The sequence below is a fragment of the Micromonospora parastrephiae genome (assembly GCF_016802865.1).
Classification (GTDB): Bacteria; Actinomycetota; Actinomycetes; order Mycobacteriales; family Micromonosporaceae; genus Micromonospora; species Micromonospora parastrephiae.
Window position 1 is genome coordinate 1 of the sequence record NZ_JAEVHM010000006.1, and the last position, 18,368, is coordinate 18,368.

Annotated in this window: 16 protein-coding genes and 1 pseudogene; 10 read left to right on the top strand and 7 right to left on the bottom strand. The window is 71.9% G+C overall.

Going from position 1 to position 18,368, the window contains the following annotated elements; genetic code table 11:
- A pseudogene (locus JNW91_RS33800) lies at positions 1-636 on the bottom strand (NAD(P)H-dependent flavin oxidoreductase); the annotation flags it as partial.
- A gap of 431 nt (positions 637-1,067) precedes the next feature.
- On the opposite strand from JNW91_RS33800, the gene JNW91_RS33805 reads away from it, so the two are divergent.
- Together JNW91_RS33805 and JNW91_RS02845 are read left to right on the top strand one after the other, a co-directional pair.
- Positions 1,068-1,487 carry a hypothetical protein gene (locus tag JNW91_RS33805; RefSeq protein ID WP_238424264.1) on the top strand — a complete coding sequence of 140 codons (420 nt, stop codon included), beginning with the start codon at positions 1,068-1,070 and terminating at the stop codon, positions 1,485-1,487.
- Positions 1,488-1,923: 436 nt separating this feature from the next.
- Positions 1,924-2,880, top strand: coding sequence for a hypothetical protein (locus JNW91_RS02845; RefSeq protein WP_203173388.1), 957 nt, complete (start codon positions 1,924-1,926; stop codon positions 2,878-2,880).
- 60 nt (positions 2,881-2,940) lie between these two features.
- Here the strand turns inward: JNW91_RS02845 and JNW91_RS02850 are convergent, their stop codons facing one another.
- On the bottom strand, positions 2,941-4,050 hold the full coding sequence (locus JNW91_RS02850) for a ricin-type beta-trefoil lectin domain protein (RefSeq protein ID WP_203173389.1): 1,110 nt from the start codon (positions 4,048-4,050) through the stop codon (positions 2,941-2,943).
- 330 nt (positions 4,051-4,380) lie between these two features.
- On the opposite strand from JNW91_RS02850, the gene JNW91_RS33035 reads away from it, so the two are divergent.
- From JNW91_RS33035 to JNW91_RS02865, 3 genes are read left to right on the top strand one after another with little or no spacing between them, the layout of a single operon-like run.
- Complete coding sequence (locus JNW91_RS33035) at positions 4,381-4,851, top strand: M64 family metallopeptidase (RefSeq protein ID WP_203173390.1); 471 nt, start codon at positions 4,381-4,383, stop codon at positions 4,849-4,851.
- A 5-nt stretch (positions 4,852-4,856) separates the two neighbouring features.
- Positions 4,857-6,677, top strand: coding sequence for a M64 family metallopeptidase (locus tag JNW91_RS02860; RefSeq protein ID WP_255544954.1), 1,821 nt, complete (start codon positions 4,857-4,859; stop codon positions 6,675-6,677).
- 45 nt (positions 6,678-6,722) lie between these two features.
- A complete protein-coding gene (locus JNW91_RS02865; RefSeq protein WP_203173391.1) occupies positions 6,723-6,995 on the top strand; it encodes a hypothetical protein in 273 nt (90 codons plus the stop codon).
- A gap of 129 nt (positions 6,996-7,124) precedes the next feature.
- Here JNW91_RS02865 and JNW91_RS02870 read toward each other — a convergent pair whose 3' ends face one another.
- On the bottom strand, positions 7,125-8,393 hold the full coding sequence (locus JNW91_RS02870) for an Nramp family divalent metal transporter (RefSeq protein ID WP_203173392.1): 1,269 nt from the start codon (positions 8,391-8,393) through the stop codon (positions 7,125-7,127).
- Positions 8,394-8,599: 206 nt separating this feature from the next.
- Between JNW91_RS02870 and JNW91_RS02875 the strand changes: the two genes are divergently transcribed.
- The 5 genes from JNW91_RS02875 to JNW91_RS02895 all read left to right on the top strand — a co-directional run bounded on the left by JNW91_RS02875 (position 8,600) and on the right by JNW91_RS02895 (position 12,730).
- Positions 8,600-9,007 (top strand): GntR family transcriptional regulator, encoded by a 408-nt coding sequence (locus tag JNW91_RS02875; RefSeq protein ID WP_203173393.1) that lies wholly within the window; start codon positions 8,600-8,602, stop codon positions 9,005-9,007.
- 45 nt (positions 9,008-9,052) lie between these two features.
- On the top strand, positions 9,053-9,943 hold the full coding sequence (locus tag JNW91_RS02880) for an ABC transporter ATP-binding protein (protein ID WP_203173394.1): 891 nt from the start codon (positions 9,053-9,055) through the stop codon (positions 9,941-9,943).
- Positions 9,940-10,929 (top strand): ABC transporter permease, encoded by a 990-nt coding sequence (locus JNW91_RS02885; protein ID WP_203173395.1) that lies wholly within the window; start codon positions 9,940-9,942, stop codon positions 10,927-10,929. The genes JNW91_RS02880 and JNW91_RS02885 overlap by 4 nt, the downstream gene beginning before the upstream one ends.
- 191 nt (positions 10,930-11,120) lie before the next feature.
- Positions 11,121-12,296, top strand: coding sequence for a metallopeptidase domain-containing protein (locus JNW91_RS02890; RefSeq protein ID WP_203173396.1), 1,176 nt, complete (start codon positions 11,121-11,123; stop codon positions 12,294-12,296).
- Positions 12,293-12,730 carry a hypothetical protein gene (locus JNW91_RS02895; RefSeq protein ID WP_203173397.1) on the top strand — a complete coding sequence of 146 codons (438 nt, stop codon included), beginning with the start codon at positions 12,293-12,295 and terminating at the stop codon, positions 12,728-12,730. The genes JNW91_RS02890 and JNW91_RS02895 overlap by 4 nt, the downstream gene beginning before the upstream one ends.
- Before the next feature lie 154 nt (positions 12,731-12,884).
- Here JNW91_RS02895 and JNW91_RS02900 read toward each other — a convergent pair whose 3' ends face one another.
- The 4 genes from JNW91_RS02900 to mmsA form a co-directional block, all read right to left on the bottom strand.
- Complete coding sequence (locus JNW91_RS02900; protein WP_203173398.1) at positions 12,885-14,147, bottom strand: ROK family transcriptional regulator; 1,263 nt, start codon at positions 14,145-14,147, stop codon at positions 12,885-12,887.
- A gap of 112 nt (positions 14,148-14,259) precedes the next feature.
- Positions 14,260-15,363, bottom strand: coding sequence for a substrate-binding domain-containing protein (locus tag JNW91_RS02905; protein WP_203173399.1), 1,104 nt, complete (start codon positions 15,361-15,363; stop codon positions 14,260-14,262).
- A gap of 52 nt (positions 15,364-15,415) precedes the next feature.
- Complete coding sequence (gene mmsB / locus JNW91_RS02910) at positions 15,416-16,714, bottom strand: multiple monosaccharide ABC transporter permease (RefSeq protein ID WP_203173400.1); 1,299 nt, start codon at positions 16,712-16,714, stop codon at positions 15,416-15,418.
- Positions 16,711-18,258, bottom strand: coding sequence for a multiple monosaccharide ABC transporter ATP-binding protein (gene mmsA, locus JNW91_RS02915; protein ID WP_203173401.1), 1,548 nt, complete (start codon positions 18,256-18,258; stop codon positions 16,711-16,713). The genes mmsB and mmsA overlap by 4 nt, the downstream gene beginning before the upstream one ends.
- Between the last annotated feature and the right edge of the window lie 110 nt (positions 18,259-18,368).

The following is an 18,368-nucleotide window of genomic DNA, read 5'->3' on the forward strand; positions in this document are numbered from 1 at the left end:
CCGCGGCCACCAGCGGCCGAGCACAGCGGGCGGCGGCCAACCGGAGCAGCGGCAGCAGCGCGTAGTCGTCGTCGTCCGGTATGCCGCCGCGATGCCCGCCTGCCTCGGTGCCCTGCACCACGACCGCGTCCACGCCCCGCTCGACGACGGCCGCCGCGGCGTCCGGCCGGGTGACGGTCGCCCACACCTCGGTGCCCCGCTCGCGCAGGGCGGCCACCGCCGCCCGGTCCGGCAGGCCGAACACGAAGGACACCACCGGGACCGGGTCCGCGAGCAGCGCGGCCAGCTTCTCGGGGTACGCGTCGTCGCCGCCCACCGGCTCACCCAACCGCACCCCGCGCTGCTCGGCCTGCGGGGTGAGCCGCTCGGCGTACACCTCGATGGCGGCCTCGTCGACGGGGCGGCGCCGGGCAGGAAGACGTTGACCCCGAACGGGCGGTCGGTGCGGGCGCGGACCTCCGCGACGTCGGCGACCAGCCGGCCGGCGTCGATCATCCCGGCGGCCAGGAAGCCCAGGCCACCGGCGGCGGAGACGGCCGCCACGAGCGACGGTGTGGACGGGCCGCCGGCCATCGGAGCGGCGACGATCGGATGACGCAACGTGGACAGTACGGACATCCGGCCATCCTCCCGCATGGGGTCCGCGCCGACCGACGCCCGGTCGGTCACCGACGGTCGGTGTGCCGCCGCCACAGCACCCCGGCGACCGTGAGGAGCGCCAGTAGCGTCCAGGCGCCGGCCGCGAGCGGCCAGATCGGGCCGTCGACGCGGTCGGTCGCTCGGCTGCCGGAAGGGCCGCCGGCGCGGGCGGAGACGCGGCGGTGGACTCCGCCGGGTGCGCGCCGGCGGCGGTCGCCGTTCCGACCGCGTACCGCAGGATCGTCGGGCGGGTGCCCGGCGGCTGGTCGGCGGACTCGGACACGGTGAGCAGCGAGCGGCCGTCACGGCTGTAGGTGATCGACTCGCCCTGCGGTTCGTCCGGCAGTGGGGTGACCCGCGCGGTGCCGGTGGTCAGCGCGGCGACCACGTCACCGTCGGGCACGTCGTACTCGAAGGCGTCGGCGTAGGTGCGCAGCACCACCCGGCGCCCGTCCGGCGCGCTCGCCGCGCCGGTGACCACGCCCCGCCCGAGGAACGAGAACGGATTGCTGGTCGAACTGGACGGCAGGACCACCTGGCCGGCCGAGTCCAGCGGCGTCGTCGCGCCCGGCCGGAGTGCGGTGGTCGGCGCGTACAGGACGGCGGTGCCGCTGCCGCCCTTGGTGATGATCAGCGGCCGGCCGTCGCTGTCGAGCAGCAACGCCTCCGCGTCGTGCGGGCGATCCGGGTACGTCATCCGGTGCAGCACCGGCTCCTCCGCGCCCGGCGCGAGCCGCCACAGGGCGATCGTCTCCCGCGTGCGGTCGTTGTCACCGATGTCGGCGACCCAGACGGTGCCGTCCCGGCCGATCGCCAGGTCCTCGGTGTCGCGGGGGCGGGACGGGTAGCTGACCGTCCGCGTCACCGCGCAGCGGCGGTCGAGGTAGAAGATCCGGCGGCGGGCCTCGTCGTCAGCGCCGTCGTTGACCACCACGTACCCGTCGTCCGTGGCGACCATCCCGGAGATCTCCTTGAGCCGGTCGTCACGCACCTGGCACACCGGTGTCGGGGCCGTCTCGCCGGCCACGGCCGCACCCGGCGCCAGCACCACGGCCGGCACGACGCCGACGGCCAGCGCGCCCAGCGTCGCTGCCGCGCGGGCACGCCGCCCCCGGGTCACCCACCCGCGTGACCCGCATCGCCCGCCTCCTCGTCGCGGCCACGTCCCGGGCCGTACCGACCATCCTGGCCGATCTCGACCACCCGCGCGGTCATCTCGGGGACGCGTCCACACCCTTGTCGATGTACTGTCACCCCGCCGGATTCTGGACGTGAGGGATGGTCATGCCCGCGAGCGACACCTCCGTGGCCCGCCGGTTCGGGCGGACGCTGTCCCGTCGCCTGGGCCGTCCGGCCGGTGGCACCGGCGTGGCCTGGGCGGCGCTCGGCGCGGTCATCTGCGGCCTCTTCACCGGCGCGTTGGCCAGTCGGGTCGCCTGGGAGACCTCGCGACCGCAACCCGACCGGGCCGAGGCCGGCGCCATCCTGACCGAGGTCTTTCCCGGGCACGACCTCGGCGACATCGACACCCCGCCCGCGCTCTTCGTGGTCTACGCGCACCCGGTGCGCCTGGGCACCGTCAAGACCCTGCTGTTGGGCGACGGCGGCGAGTACCAGGAGAGCGCCACCGGCGCCGCCGCCTTCGGCGCTCCGCCGGTGCCCGCCGAGCAGATCGTCGCGGTGGCCCGGGACCGATTGAGAAGTTCCGGCTGGCGGGTGTACGACCCGCAGGAGTCCGGCGGGACCACCTGCACGGACAAGGTGTGCGCCACCCCGGTGGCGGTGACCGACACGGCAATGATCGCCCGGCGCGGCGACACCATCCTGAATGCCATGATCTCCTCGCAGGCAGCCGTCGACGCCACCTACCTGACGGTCGAGGTGCACCGCGCGCCACCCCCGGCGGTGGTGCCGGCCGGTGTGCTCGGCACGCTGCTGGGCGCGGTGGTCGCCTGGGCGGTCTTCGGCTGGGCCAGCCGGCGCACCGCGGGGAGACGCAGCGGCGGCACGGTGAACGTCCTGATCGGCGTGGCCATGGTGCTGTGGTGGCTGCCGGTGCTGCTGACCGTCCCGCTGCTGCTGCGCCACCACCTGGACGAGCCGCACCCGGCCTGGCATCCGCTGTGGGAGTGGCTGGGCCAGCCGACCGCCTCGCTGCTCTTCCTCGTCGGTGCGCTGTGCGTACTGCTGGCACTGGGCGTGGCCGCCGGAACCCGCCGGGGCACCTCGACCGCCCTCTGAGCGGGCCCGGGGCGCCCCGGGCCGTCCCGCCGGGTACGACGTGGACCGGCCGGGCGTCCGCTACCGGACGGACCAGCGTTGGGCGCCGGTGCCGTTGCACGTCCAGAGCTGCGTTGTCGTGCCGTTGGCCGTGCCGGCGGAGGTCACGCTCACGCACTTGCCGGCGGAGGTGAGCACGATCGTGCCGTCCGTGCGGAAGGTGAAGCGCTGCGCGGCGGTGCCGTTGCACGTCCAGATCTGCACCCTCGTACCGTCGGCGCTGGCCCCGCCGTTGACGTCCAGACACCGGTCGCCGTAGACCCGCAGCTCACCGGCGGCGGTGCGGGTCCAGCGCTGGTTGGCGCCGCCGTGGCAGTCCCAGATGATCGTGGGGGCGCCGGCGGTGGTGCTGGCGCCGGAGACGTCCAGACAACGCCCCGAGGCGGGGTTGACCAGACCGACCGGGCTGCCCACCGGCGGCCCGCCCGCCGGGACCAGACTGCCGGGCACCGAGCGCAGCGCGTCGTACCAGCGGGCCGCCATCTTGTCGTATCCGCCGGCGTTGGGGTGGACGCCGTCGGCGAGATCGGCGGTGGTGAGCGCGGCGTGCATGTCGACCAGGTGCACCCGGCTGCCCTTCTGGGCCACGATGCCGGGGATCGCCGCGTTGTACGCCCGTACCCGCGTCTCCAGGTTCGGGTCGGACTCCGGGGTGATGGTGGCGACGAAGAGCTCGACCTCCGGAGCCGTCGACCTGATCTTGTCGATGAGACCGGAGAGTCGGGCCGGCGCGTTGGCCAGGTCGTAGTTCTGGTTCACGTCGTTGGTGCCGATGTGCAGCAGCACCGTACGCGGGTCGGTGGCCCGCAACCAGGTGACGATGTTCGCGTCGAGCTGGTCGATGCGCCAGCCGGAGTGGCCCTCGTGGTCGTGGTCGCCGAGGCTGGCGGGCCCGTTGAAACCCGAGCCGACGAAGTCGACCGTGTAGCCGCCGCCGGCCAGCCGCTGCCACAGGTTGATCCGGTACCCGCCGGGCACGTTGAACCCGTCGGTGATCGAGTCACCGAGCGGCATCACGCGCACGCCACCGTTCGACTCGGCCTGGGCGGGCGCGACCTGGGCCAGCGCCAGCACGGCGCCGAGGACGAGCCCGAAGCCGCCGGCGGCGGCCCGTCGTGCGTTCCATCGCATGGTGTTCCCTCTCCTCGCGGGTCGTCCGGGGTACCGGTGGCGCGCCGCCCGCCGACAACGGCGACCACCGCCGGACACGTACATCGATGCTTCACGATGGACCGGGCCATCCGGCACCCGGTCCGGCACGCGCGCGAGCCGAACGCCGCCCTGGCTGCGCCGAACGGTCACCCGCCAGAAGGGTCCACTGAGGACACGCAGGGTTACGTGTCGGCCCGGACCCCGGTACGGTCCGAGGTGACCGCGGTCACGGCAGACCCGGACGACGGCGCCCCGCCGGGCCCGGCGTCGACGCCGTCCGGCCGCCCGGCACGTCGGAAGGGGCGCGGGATGCGGATCAGAGCGGGGTTGTGCGTCGCGGCGCTCGTCGCGGCGGGGCTGACGGTCGGCACACCGGCCTCCGCCGCGCCGGTGGACGGCGCCACGGTGGTCCCGATCCAGGTCACCGGGGACCCGGCGACGCGGTTCAACCTGGTGCTGCTGGGCGACGGCTACACCGAGGCCGACCTGCCCACCTTCCGGTCGCACGTGGATCGCCACCTCAACACCCTGTGGACGATCGAACCGTTCAAGTCCTACCGCAGCTACTTCAACGTCTACGCCGTCGAGATCGTCTCACGGGAGTCCGGCGTGGACTGCGATCCCGGCCTGTCCGCGCCGCAGCGCGACACCGTGCTGGACATGGGCTTCTGGGGTGGCTGCAACCCGGCCAGCGTGCAACGCCTGCTCACCGTCGACGTGCCGCCGCGAACGCCTACGCCGACCTGGCCGTCGGCACCAACCCGGGCAACCGGCAGCTGATCGCCCTGGCCAACAGCGGCACCTATGGCGGGGCGGGCGGCAGCAACGCCACCGCCTCCGGCGGCAACGCGCTCTCCGCGCTGATCAGCCCGCACGAGCTGGGTCACTCGCTCGGCGGCTTGCAGGACGAGTACGACTACTACGGCCGCGGGGTCCCCGGCGACACGTACAGCGGACCGGAACCGGACTCGGCGCACCACACGCTGCTGACCGAGCGGCAGATGCGCGACACCCGGGCCAAGTGGTGGCGCTGGCTGGGTGAGCCGAGCGAGGCGGGCGGCAGGATCGGCCGCTACGAGGGCGGCCTGTACCTCCAGCGCGGGGTGTGGCGGCCGAGCCGGCACTCGATGATGAAGTCGCTGGGCTTCTACTTCGACCAGGTCGGCCGCGAGCAGATGACCGAGCGGATCGCGAGCCGGGTCGGCATCGTGCAGGGCGGCACGTCCATCGACCAGCCGGTCGGCGCGGACCGGCTGCTCTGGGTGGACACCCTGCACCCGGTGAGCCACGCGCTGACGGTCACCTGGTCGGTGGACGGCAGGGCCGTGCCGCAAACCGGCAACGCCCGCCACCTGGACCTGCGGACGCTGCGGCTGAGCCCTGGCCGGCACACGGTCACCGCCACGGTGACCGACCCGACGGAGTTCGTCCGCGACCCGGCGATCCGCAGCTCACCCGCGCTGACCCAGACCCGCGGGTGGACGGTGGAAACCGGGGTACGCACCCCGCCGGTGGCGCAGCCGCTGGCGATCACCGACTCCACCGCGACCGACCGGCCGGTCGGCGCACGCGACGTGGTGTACGTGCGGACCAGCCAACCCACCGATCGGGTGCCGGGGGTGCGCTGGTCGCTCGACGGCCGACCGGTGGCCGACACGGGCGATGACCGGGACCTGGACCTGGCCGCCCTGCGCCTGTCGCGGGGCACCCACCGGCTGACCGCCCGCGTCAGCGACCCGACGACCGGGGAGGCGGTGACCCGCGCCTGGACGGTCGACGCGACGCGGCCCGACGTGGCGTACGCCCTCTCCGAGCCGCTGCTCGCCACGACCCGACCCGGCCGGCCCACCGAGTACGTGTACAACGGCCCGTTCACCATGGGCCTGACCGGCACGGACGACGGCGCCGGGCAGGTCACCTCGGAGTTCCGACTCGACGGCGACGGGTGGCACAACTACTACGGCTGGCCCACGGACGCCCGATCGCCGTTCCTGTTCACCGCCACCGGCACCGACGTGGACGGCCTGGTCTACGGCAACCTCGGCTCGGGTGGTCTGTCGCTGTCCCCGTTCGCCGAGCGGTCCCCCGGGTACGGCCGGCACACCATCGAGTACCGGGGCATCGACGCGGTCGGCAACATCGGGGCGTCCAACGCGTTCGTGGCCACGCTCATCCCGCCGCCGCCGGCCTGCACCCGAGTGGTCACCGGCCGGCACGCCGGCCCGCTGGTGGTCGCCGCGGGCGTCACCTGCCTGCGCGCAGCCACCGTGAGCGGCCCGGTCACCGTCGCACCCGGCGCCGCCCTGGTCGCCGAGGGGTCCACGATCGGCGGGAGCCTGGCGTCGTCCGGCGCCACCGCCGTCGAGTTGCTGACCACCGAGGTACACGGCGCGGTGGCGCTGACCGGCACCACCGACCACGTCACGGTGGTGGGAACTCGGGTGGCCGGCCCGCTGGCGCTGACCGGTACCGCGTCGGCACCGATCCTCGCCGGCGGCCAGGTGGGCGCACTGGTCTGCGCGGGCGGCCCGGCCCCGGTCGATCTCGGCGCCCCGACGACGGTACGAGGCGGGTCCGGGGGGCCTGAGTGCGGCGGTGCCGGGTAGGCAGTGGCCCGGCGGGCTGTCGACAACCGCCGCGAGGAGGCTCCGATGAGCACATACCGGGACGACCAGGGCGCTCCGATTCCTCCCCCGGAGGCGGACGCCGTCGAGCAACGGCAGGACGCGTTCGACGTCGGTCCGCCGGACCGGGTGTCGGGTGACGTCGACCCGGAGGCGTCCGAGGCCGACCTGGCCGAGCAGGGCGCCCTGCCGGCGGGCGCGCTCGAGGAGGTGACGTCGCTGCCGGCCGACGCGAACCCGGCGGACGCCCTCGAACAGCGCCAGGAGATCCCCACCCGCGACGAGGGCCGCCGAACCTGACCACACCCGGCCCGGCCGCCGTACCGGGTCGGCCCGACACGTCCCGCGACGTGTGATGCCTGTGACTCATCGTGATGACTCACAGGCATCACGCTCGTGCGGACGTCCGCACCGAAACCGCCGCCCGGCTCAGCCGGCGACGACCTGCCGGAGCAGGAACGCGTTGAGCGCGACCACCAGCACGGCCACCAGCGACGCGGCGGCGGTGGTGAGGGGGTGGTTGACCAGGTTTCCCATCAGGTCGCGGCGGCGGGTGAAGGCGACCACCGGGATCAGCGCGAAGGGGATGCCGAAGCTGAGGATGACCTGGGACAGCACCAGGGCCCGGGTGGGGTCCAGGCCGATGGCGAGTACGGCGAGCGCGGGCAGGAGTGTGACCAGGCGGCGCAGCAGCAGTGGAATCCGCCGCCGCAGGAAGCCCTCCATGATCACCTCGCCGGCGTAGGTGCCGACGCTGGTGGACGCGAGCCCGGAGACCAGCAGGGCGATGGCGAAGCCGAACGCCGCGGCGGTGCCGATGGTCTGACCGAGGCCGGCGTGCACCCCCTCCAGGCTGTCCGCGCCGGCCGGGCCGCCGCCGCGGAAGCTGGCCGCGGCGATCAGCAGCATGGCGAGGTTGACCGCTCCGGCGGCCGTCAGCGCCAGCAGCACGTCAGCGCGTTGGCCACGGAAGAGCGTACGGCGTTCGGTGTCGTCGGCGGCGGGGATGCGGTCGCGGGTCAGCGCGGAGTGCACGTAGATGACGTGCGGCATGACGGTGGCGCCGAGGATGCCGGCGGCCAGCAGCACGCTGTCGGTGCCCTGGAGCCGGGGCACCAGGCCGGCGACGGCGGAGCCCGGATCGGAGCCGGAGGCGAGCAGGTTGGCGGCGAAGGCCAGAACGATGACGCCGAGCAGCACGGCGATGCCGATCTCGAACGCCCGGAAGCCGCGCGAGCGCAGGGCGAGCACGGCGAACGCGGCGGCGCCGATGATGATCCCGCCGGGCAACAGTGGGATGCCGAAGAGCAGGTAGAGGGCGACCGCGCCGCCGATCACCTCGGCCAGGTCGGTGGCCATGGCGACCAGTTCGGCCTGCACCCACATCATCCGGTTCACCGGCCGGGGCAGGCGCTCCCGGCACAGTTCGGGCAGGCTGCGCCCGGTGGCCAGGCCCAGCTTGGCGGTGAGCGTCTGCACCAGCATGGCCATCAGGTTGGCCACCACCACGACCCAGACCAGCAGGTAGCCGTAGCGCGCGCCGGCGGCCGAGTTGGTCGCGAAGTTGCCGGGGTCGACGTACGCGACGGCGGCGACGAACGCCGGGCCCAGCAGGATCAGCCGTCCCCGTACCCGACCTCGGGCGCGGGCCGTCTGTAGCGGTGTCGCCGTCGATGCCGTGAGCTGCTTGGTGACCATCGGACACCTCCCCGTTCGCGCGGATCGCCTGCCGTCCCCTTCCCGGTCGGCTGACCCGTCGGTGCCAACGTCTGGCCCGCCGGTGCCACCACCGGCGACGCGCCGCAATGCCGCGACGCGCCGGGTCGTGCTTGACAGGTGGGACTCACCCGGTGAAGCTGTCTATTAGTCCTATTGTCGTAGGACAACAGGAAGGATCATCTCGAGTGATCGAGTTCGTGCTGGACAGCCGGTCGAAGGTGAACACCTACATGCAGCTCGTGCAGCAGGTGAAACAGGCGCTGCGGGTGGGTCTGCTCTCGCCGGGCGACCAGTTGCCGAAGGTTCGGGACGTCGCGCAGTCACTGGCGATCAACCCGAACACGGTGCTGAAGGCGTACCGGGAGTTGGAGATCGAGGGTCTGGTCGGCGGCCGCCCCGGGGTGGGCACGTTCGTTCAGCGCACCCTGGCCGGCGCGTCCCTGCCCAACCAGGCCGAGCTGCGCGAGGACCTGGTCGCGTGGCTGCACCGGGCGCAGGCCGCCGGCCTCACGGCCGAGGACGTCGTCGCCCTGGTGGAGACCACGCTGCGGGCCACCCTCGCCGACGACGCCCCGCAGAAGGAGCCCGCGTGAGCGCGCGAACCATCAGGCACAGCGAGCGGAACGAGAGGACAGAGGATGGACGTGGTCTTGGAGGCTGACCGGCTGGGCAAGCGGTACGGCAGCACCTGGGCGTTGCGGGACTGCTCGCTGCACCTGCCGGCAGGCCGGATCGCCGCTCTGGTCGGGCCGAACGGCGCGGGCAAGAGCACGCTGCTGCACCTCGCGGTCGGGCTGCTCAAGCCCGACGCGGGCGTGGTACGGGTGTTCGGCAGATCCCCGTACGGCGACACGGAGGGCCTGGCCGACATCGGTTTCGTCGCCCAGGACACCCCGCTGTACCGGGACTTCACCGCCGCCGAGCTGGTCATCGCCGGCGGCAAGCTGAACAAACGGTGGGACGCGGCGTTGGCCCGTCAGCGACTGGCCCAGCTCGGCATCCCACCGGACCGACCGGTCGGCAAACTCTCCGGCGGGCAGCGGGCCCAGGTGGCGCTCGCCCTGGCGCTGGCCAAGCAGCCCCGGCTGCTGCTGCTCGACGAGCCGGTCGCCAGCCTCGACCCCCTCGCCCGGCGGGAGTTCCTCCAGTCGCTGATGGGAAGCGTGGCGGACTCCGGCACCACCGTTCTGCTCTCCTCGCACCTGCTGGCCGACCTGGAGCGCGTCTGCGACTACCTGATCGTGCTCAACTCCGCCCAGGTGCAGCTCACCGGCGCGGTCGACGACCTGGTCGCCGAGCACCGCCAACTGGTCGGCCCACGGCACGACGGCGGCACGATCGGGGGCGTCGCCGCCGTGGTCCGGGCCAGCCACACCGACCGGCAGTCCACGCTGCTGGTCCGCACCGACGGCCCGGTCACCGACCCCGGCTGGACGGTCCGCGAGGTCAGCCTGGAGGACGTCGTCCTGGCCTACCTGGCCGACGGCACGACGCAGACCAGTCACAGCGAGTGGGGAGTGCCGGCATGATCTGGTTGACCTGGCGGCAACACCGCAAGCAGGCGTTCTACACCCTGCTGGGGCTCGCGGCGCTCGCCGCGCTGCTGGTGCCGATCGGCCTGGCGATGCGGAACACCTTCGGCGACCTCGGGCTGACGGACTGCGCCAGCCAACTCGCCCGCGCCGACGTGGCACAGGCGACCCGGGAGACCTGCGAAACGGGCTATCGGCGCTTCGGCGACCGGTACGACAGCCTCAACCTGGTGGCCGTGCTGCTGATCACCCTGCCGGCGCTGGTCGGCCTCTTCTGGGGCGCACCGCTGGTCGCCCGCGAGGTGGAACAGGGCACGCACCGGTTCGTCTGGACCCAGGGCGTCGGGCGGACCCGGTGGGCCCTGGTGAAGTTCGGGCTGGTGGGCGCGGGCGTCCTGGTCCTCGCGACGGTCTACGGGCTGGGCATGTCCTGGTGGGTCGACCCGCTCACCAAGGCCGCGTACGAGGGTCGGCTCGGCATGATCGTCTTCGACCTGCAGGGCATCGTCCCGATCGGGTACACCCTGTTCGCCGTGGCGCTGGGCGTCTTCGCCGGCACCGTCTGGAAGCGGATGCTGCCTGCCATGGGCATCACCCTCGCCGGTTACATCGGCGTCCGGGCGGCGGTGGAGCTGCTGGCCCGACCGCGCTACCAGCCGGCGCGTACCCAGACCTTCTCGATCGAGGGGGAAGGGCCACCCGAGGTCAGTCGGGGGGACTGGGTCCTCGCCCAGGGCATCCGGAACCCCGATGGGACGGTGATCTCGGAGGGCGGCCGGATCCAGTGTCCGCCGGGCGGTAAAGGGCCGGACGGTCGGGTCTGCGGTGCGGAGCTGGGGCTGGAACCGGGCGCGTACAACTGGCAGTTGTACCAGCCGGCGGACCGGTTCTGGCTGTTCCAGGGCATCGAGACGGGCATCTTCGTCGCTCTCGCCCTGCTCCTGCTCTACATCGCTGTGCGCCGGCTCCGCCGCATCGCGTAGCCGGGCGTCGGGTGTTCGTCGAGGCGCGGGGGCCTCGACGAACACCCCTCGGCCAGGGCACCGCGCCGGTCGGCGAAGTCGGATTCCAGCCCGTCGCCAACGCGACTCAACGTGTCCATCCGCTTACGACGGGTGCTCCCATGTGGACTCCAGGCCCGGGTCGGCCGGACCGCAGCGATGGGAGCGCACGCGTGAAGTCCAGAATCCTCCGTCGGGTCGGCGCCTCGGCCGTGGCGCTCGCCTGCGCCGCGCTGGGGGCGGTGGCGTTGCCGGCCGCCCCGGCGATGGCCAGCCCGATCCGCAACGCGACCGCCTGGTCGGTGCTGTTGTGCAAGTTCAGCGACAAGCCGGCGGAGCCACAACCGCCGTCGCACTTTGCCAACTTCCTCACCGCGGCCGGGACCGGCACCGGCGGGGTGGCGGACTACCTCGCCGACCAGTCCGGCGGGCGGGTGTCGCTGGCCGGCTCGGTGGTGCGGGGCTGGTACACGATGCCGTACACGCTGGCGCAGTTCCAGTCGGTCGACCGGTGGACCCGGATCCAGCGCTGCGTGGACACCGCGGCGACCGCCGGCTACGCGGTGCCCGCCGGCAACCGGATCGCGGTCATGCTCAACGACTGGGTGGACTCCGGCGCCGCCGGCGGCCGGGTGCTGCTCGACCCGGGCGCCTGGAACGTCGGCTTCGCCGCGCACGAGATGCTGCACGGCTACAACCTGGGACACTCGTTCTCCAACGACACCACCTACCAGAACGCGCCGTGGTCCCAACCGGGCGAGTACGACGACCCGTGGGACGAGATGAGCGCCATGCACATCTACGCCTTCGGCACCGCGAACTACGGCACCAGCGCGGTCGGGCTCAACGGGCCGCACCGCGACGAGTTGGGCTGGCTGCCGAAGAACCGGGTGTTCACCATGGCGGCCGACGGGATCGGCTCGCGCAGCCTCACCCTGGCCCCGCTGGAGGTGCCCGCCGCGAGCGGCCCGCAGCTGATCCGGATCCCGTTCGACCCGGCCGACCTGTTCCACTACTACACCGTCGAGTTCCGCCGTAAGACCGGCTGGAGCGCCGGCATCCCCGCCGACACCGTGCTGCTGCACGAGGTCCGCGACGGCACCCCCACCCTGCTGCGCACCGGCCCCGGCGGCGGGCCGGCCCAGTCGCTCAACGCCAACGGCGTGCAGATCGGCGTGAACTGGCTCTCCGGCAACGCGGCGTCGGTGACCGTGACCACCGACGTGGTCAACCGCTGCCTCCAGGGGTACGTCTGGCGCGAGGCCCGCGCCGGCGACCTGGTCTGCGTCACCGGCGCACCCGCAGCCAGGTCTGGGCGGACAACGCCGCCGCGGCGAGCCGCTGGGTGAACGGCCCGTACGGTCCGCACACCTGCGTCGCCGGCTACGTGTGGCGCGAGGCGTACGCCGGGGACGACGTCTGCGTCACCGGGGCGCAGCGCACCCAGGCCGCCGCCGACAACGCCGCCGCCGCGTCCCGGCGCAACCCGGCCCGGCTGGTGTCCGGCCCGAACAGCTGCGTCAGCGGGTACGTGTGGCGCGACGCCGACCAGTCCGACTACGTCTGCGTCACCGGGACGACCCGCTCCCAGGTGCTCGCGGACAACTCGGTCGCGGCGAGCCGCTGGGTCAACGGCCCGTACGGTCCGCACACCTGCGTCGCCGGCTACGTGTGGCGCGAGGCGTTCATCGGCGACGACGTCTGCGTCACCGGGGCGCAGCGCACCCAGGCCGCCGCCGACAACGCCGCCGGCCCTGGGCGGGTCTTGCGTCCAGCCGGCTGACCGATCGCGCTCCCGGTGGTTCCGGCCACCGGGGGCGCGCCCGTCGGCGGCTCAGCCGGCCAGCCGGCGGCACCGGGCGATCGAGAGCGGCGGGAGTACGGCGACCAGACGACCGGCCAGGCCACGGGTACGCCAGAGTGGGCGGCAGCCGCGTCTACGCCGAGTCGGCGGATCCCACCTGGCCGGCGACGCCGACGTTGAGCGGATCGGCCAGCAGCTTGTCGAAGGCCAGTTCGGCGGCGCCGATCAGGACGGCGTCTCGGCCGAGCGCGGCCGCGCGCAACCGCAGATGCTCCCGGGAGCCCGGCAGCGGCATGGTGTCCAGCCGACGGCGGACCGTGTCCGCCCCGGCGGTGAACATGTCGCGCAGCGAGCCACCGAACACCACAGCGTCCGGGTTGACCACGTTGACCAGGTTGGCCACGCCGAAGCCGAGCCACTCGGCGACCTGGTCGACCGCCGCCCGGGCGGTCGGGTCGCCGTCCGCCGCCGCGCGCAGCACCTCGGCCACCGCCGCACGGTCGCCGGGGTCCCGGCCGGCGTGCCGCAGCAGGGCGGCCTCACCGATCTCGGTCTCCCAGCAGCCCCGGGAGCCGCAGCCGCAGGGCAGACCGTTCGGGTTGACGACCATGTGGCCGACCTTGCCGCTGTGGCCCCGATGACCGATCACCAGCCGGCCACCGACGATGATGCCGGCGCTGATCCCACCGTCGCCGTGCAGGTAGATAAGGTCGTCGACGCCCGCTGCGACGCCTCGTACATGCTCGGCCAGGCCGGCGATGTCGGCCAGGTCGCCGGCCACGAAACCCGGATAGTCGGTCAGCTCCGCCTCGAGCGCGGCGCCGAGGGTCGCCTCCACGCTGACGACCCGGATCTCGCCGTCGGGGTTGCGGATCGTGTCGGTCACCGCGACCGCGCCACCGACCAGCAGCGTGTCGGGGGCCACCCCGCGTTCCATGTCGCGGACGAGGTCGGCGAGCGGTCCGACGGCGTCGACCGCCGACATGCCATCGGGCCGGGCGACCTCGCGCAGGTCGAGAATGCGTCCGCCGAGGCCGACCCGGGCGGCGCGCAACTGGTCCGCGTCGATGCTCAGAGCGTGCGCGTAGACCCGGTCGGAGCGAGGGCTGACCACCAGCGAGGGGCGGCCGGCGCGACGGGCGGTGGTCGGCGCCTCCTCGGTGACCAGGCCACTGGCGACCAGGTCGGCGGCCAGGGCGCCGATGGTGCTGCGGTTGAGGCCGAGCCGGCTGGTCAGCTCGGCCCGGGACGTCGGCCCGTGCAGGTGCACGTGGCGCAGCACGGCGCCGAGGTTCTGCCGCCGGATCTCCTCCTGGCTGGCGCCGGGAACCGAGGGCAGCGGGGATTCGGGGTTGCGGCCGACGCCGGCTGGCCTGGACCGGATGGGTGTGTCCACGGTCAGACCTCCTTCCGGGTCGCTGCCGGGTGGTGCGGGGACGCCAGGACGACGATGGGTCCCGGAAGAGGAGATCCGGGACCCATCGGCGTTGCTGCCTACCGCGTGGTGATTACTTGGTGAGCGGCGCGAGCTTCGGGTCGTTGGCGTACGCCTCGGCCGCGTTCGCCTTGGTGACGGCGACCGGCGGGAGCAGGTACGTGTCGACGACCTTGCTGCCGTTGTTGTAGGACTTGGTGTCGTTCACCTGCGGCTTGTCACCGGCCTGGAGAGCCTTGACCATGTTGATGGTCTCCTTCACCAGGTTGCGGGTGTCCTTGTTGATCGTCATGTACTGCTCACCCTTGACGATCGACTTGACCGACTCGACCTCGGAGTCCTGACCGGTGACCACCGGGATCGGCTTGCCAGCGCCCTTGACCGAGGTCAGGATCGCGCGGGCCAGGGTGTCGTTCGGGGAGAGGACGCCGTCCAGCTCCTTGCTGCCGTAGGTCGAGGTCAGCAGCTGGTCCATGCGGGCCTGCGCACCCTCGGCCTTCCAGCCCTGGATGGCGGTCTGCTTGACGTCCTTCTGACCCGAGGCGACGACGACGTTGCCCTTGTCGATTTCCGGCTTGAGCACGTCCATCGCGCCGTTGAAGAAGACACCGGCGTTGTTGTCGTCCGGCGAGCCGGAGAACAGCTCGATGTTGTACGGGCCGTTCGGCTTCTTGGCCTTCATGCCGTCCAGCAGGGCCTGACCCTGGAGCTGGCCGACCTTGAAGTTGTCGAACGCGACGTAGTAGTCGAGGTCCGGCGTGTTGGTGATGAGGCGGTCGTACGCGATCACCTTGGCACCGGCGGCGTGCGCCGCGGCGACCTGCGTCGCCAGCTGCGCGGCGTCGGTCGCGCCGATGACGATGACCTTGGCGCCCTTGGTGGTCATGGCGGTGATCTGGGCCTGCTGGTCGGCGACCGTGGTCGACGCGCCGGCGTACTGCACGTCAGCCTGGAAACCGGCCTCCTTGAGACCGTTGGTGAACAGGTCACCGGCGAGGACCCAGTTCTCCGAGGTCTTGGCCGGCAGGGCGACACCGATCAGGGAGTTCGCCGCGAAGCCCTTGGCGTCGCCGCCCGAGCTGCCGGAGTCGCCGTCGCGGCCGGAGCCGCAGCCGGCCAGGGCCAGCATGGCGGCGGCGCTGATGGCCACCACCGACGTGCCGAAGAATTTACGCATGGTGAGGACTTGCCTTTCTGGATGGTGAGACGGGTGGAGAGGTCGGTGGCCGTCAGCCGGACACCGCTGCCTTGGCGGGCTCGCGCTCCGCGTCCGGCGGTGAGGCGGGTGGGGTGGAGTCCTCGCGGCGGAACGGCCGCATCAGGCTCCCGATGATGGAGAAGCGCCCCTGGCGCTTGTTGTAGACGTCGAGCGCGACGGCCAGCAGCAGGACCAGGCCCTTGATGATCTGGACCTTGTCGGTGCCCACGCCCTGGAGCTGAAGGCCGTTGTTGAGCACGGCCATGACCAGACCACCGACGATCGAACCGCTGATGGTGCCGATGCCGCCGGCGACGGCCGCGCCACCGATGAAGACCGCGGCGATGGCGTCCAACTCCCAGCCGTTGCCGTCCTGCGGGCCGGAGGCCTGCGAACGGGCCACGAAGATCATGCCGGCCAGCGCGGCCAGGATGGACATGTTCATCATGACGAGGAAGTTGACCCGCCTGAGCTTCACGCCGGACAGCTCGGCCGCCCGGGAGTTGCCGCCCACCGCGTAGATGTGCCGGCCGCCGGCCGTGTTGCGGGTGTAGAAGGAGTACGCGATCACCAGCGCCACCAGGATGATGCCCGAGATCGGGAAGCTGGTGCCGACGCGACCGCTGGCGAAGCGCAGCGCCGCGAAGGCGATCACCCCGACCATGACGGCCATCCGCAGAATCGAGATCCACATGGGCGCCGGGTCGGCGTCCATGGCCCGACGGGTCTTGCGGGCCTGAAGCTCGCGCCACACCACCGCCACGGCGGCGGCCAGACCGAGCAGCAGCGTCGCGTTGTTGTAGCCGGTGTTCGGGCCGAACTCGGGCAGGAAGCCGGAGCCGATCTCCCGGAAGCCCTCCGGCACCGGAATGCTCTGCGCATTGCCGATGAACTGGTTGCCACCGCGGAACAGCAGCATGCCGGCCAGGGTGACGATGAACGCCGGCACCCCGATGTACGCCACCCAGAAGCCCTGCCAGGCACCGATCACCGCGCCGATGGCGAGGCCGAACACGATGGCAGCGGGCCAGGGCAGATCCCACTCCGTCATCGACTTGGCGACCAGGATGCCCGTGAAGGCGGCGACCGAACCGACCGAGAGGTCGATGTGCCCGGCGACGATCACCATGAGCATGCCGATGGCCAGGATCAGGATGTACGAGTTCTGCTGGAACAGCGCGATCAGGTTGTCCGACCGCAGCGTCAGCCCGTCAGTCCAGATCTGGAAGATCAAGACGATCGCCACCAGGGTGAAGATCATCCCGAACTGGCGGGCATTGGAGGTCGTGCCTCCAAACAGGTTCTTCTGAAGGTCCTTGATACGGCTCATCGGGTGGCCAACTTCTTCGTTGAGGTCATCTGCTTCATGAGGGTCTCCGGGTCCGCGTCCGCCCGAGCGATCTCGCCCGTGATGGCGCCTTCGAACACGGTGTAGATGCGGTCGCAGAGCCCGATCAGCTCAGGCAGCTCCGAGGAGATGACGATGACGCCCTTCCCCTGGTCGGCGAGCCGCTGGATGATGCCGTAGATCTCGTACTTGGCGCCCACGTCGATGCCGCGGGTCGGCTCGTCGAGGATCAGCAGGTCCGGGTCGGTGAACATCCACTTGGCCAGGACGACCTTCTGCTGGTTGCCGCCGGAGAGCTTGGAGACGCTCTCGTCGACCGTCGGGGCCTTGGTCCGCAACTCCTTGCGGTACGCCTCGGCCGCCTGGTACTCCTCGACCTCGTCGAGGACGCCGTGGTGCGAGATCTTGGACAGCTTGGCCGCCACCGTCGACGACTTGATGTCGTCGAGCAGGTTGAGGCCGAGCGCCTTGCGGTCCTCGCTGACGTACGCGAGCCCGTTGTCGATGGCGTCCGCCACCGACTTCAGGACGATCTCCTTGCCGTCCTTGATGATCGTGCCCGACTCGTACACCCCGTAGGAGCGGCCGAAGACGCTCATCGCGAGCTCCGTGCGGCCCGCGCCCATGAGACCGGCGAAGCCGACGATCTCGCCGCGGCGCACCACGAAGCTCTCGTTCTTGCAGACCTGCCGGTCGGCGGAGATCGGGTGCCGGACGTTCCAGTTGCGGACCTCGAAGAAGACGTCGCCGATCTTCGGGGTGTGGTCCGGGAACCGGCTGCTCAGCTCGCGACCGACCATGCCCCGCACGATCCGGTCCTCGTCGACCCCGTCCGCCTTGACGTCGAGGGTCTCCACGGTCCGGCCGTCGCGCAGGATGGTGATCTGGTCGGCGATCGCCTCGATCTCGTTGAGCTTGTGCGAGATCATGATCGAGGTGATGCCGCGCGAGCGGAAGCCGCGGAGCAGATCCAGCAGGTGCCGGGAGTCCGCCTCGTTCAGCGCGGCCGTCGGCTCGTCCAGGATGAGCAGCTTCACGTCCTTGGCGAACGCCTTGGCGATCTCCACGAGCTGCTGCTTGCCGACACCGATGTCCTTGATCAGCGTGTCCGGGTCCTCCTGGAGGCCGACCCGGGCCATCAAATCCAGGGCCATCCGGTTCGCGGCCTTCCAGTCGATCGCGCCCCGCTTGCGCGGCTCGTTGCCGAGGAAGATGTTCTCGGCGATCGACATGCCCGGAATGAGCGCGAGCTCCTGGTGGATGATCACGATTCCGGCGTTCTCGCTGGCCCGGATGTCGGAGAACTTGCTCTCCGACCCCCGGTAGATGATCTTGCCGGCATAGCTGCCGTACGGGTAGACCCCGCTGAGGACCTTCATCAGCGTGGACTTGCCCGCGCCGTTCTCGCCGCAGATGGCATGGATCTCGCCGGCGCGAACCACCAGGTTGACGTCGGAGAGGGCCTTGACTCCGGGAAACTCCTTGGTGATGGAGCGCATCTCAAGGAGGATGGGCACGTCGCTCATCGCTCGTACCACCTCGCCAACGTCATCGGTTGCCTCCGGAAGGTTGAACCTTCACTTGGTTTTGTTGTTGACGGCAACGTATTGCGGCGGGGAGGCCATCCGCAAGGCGA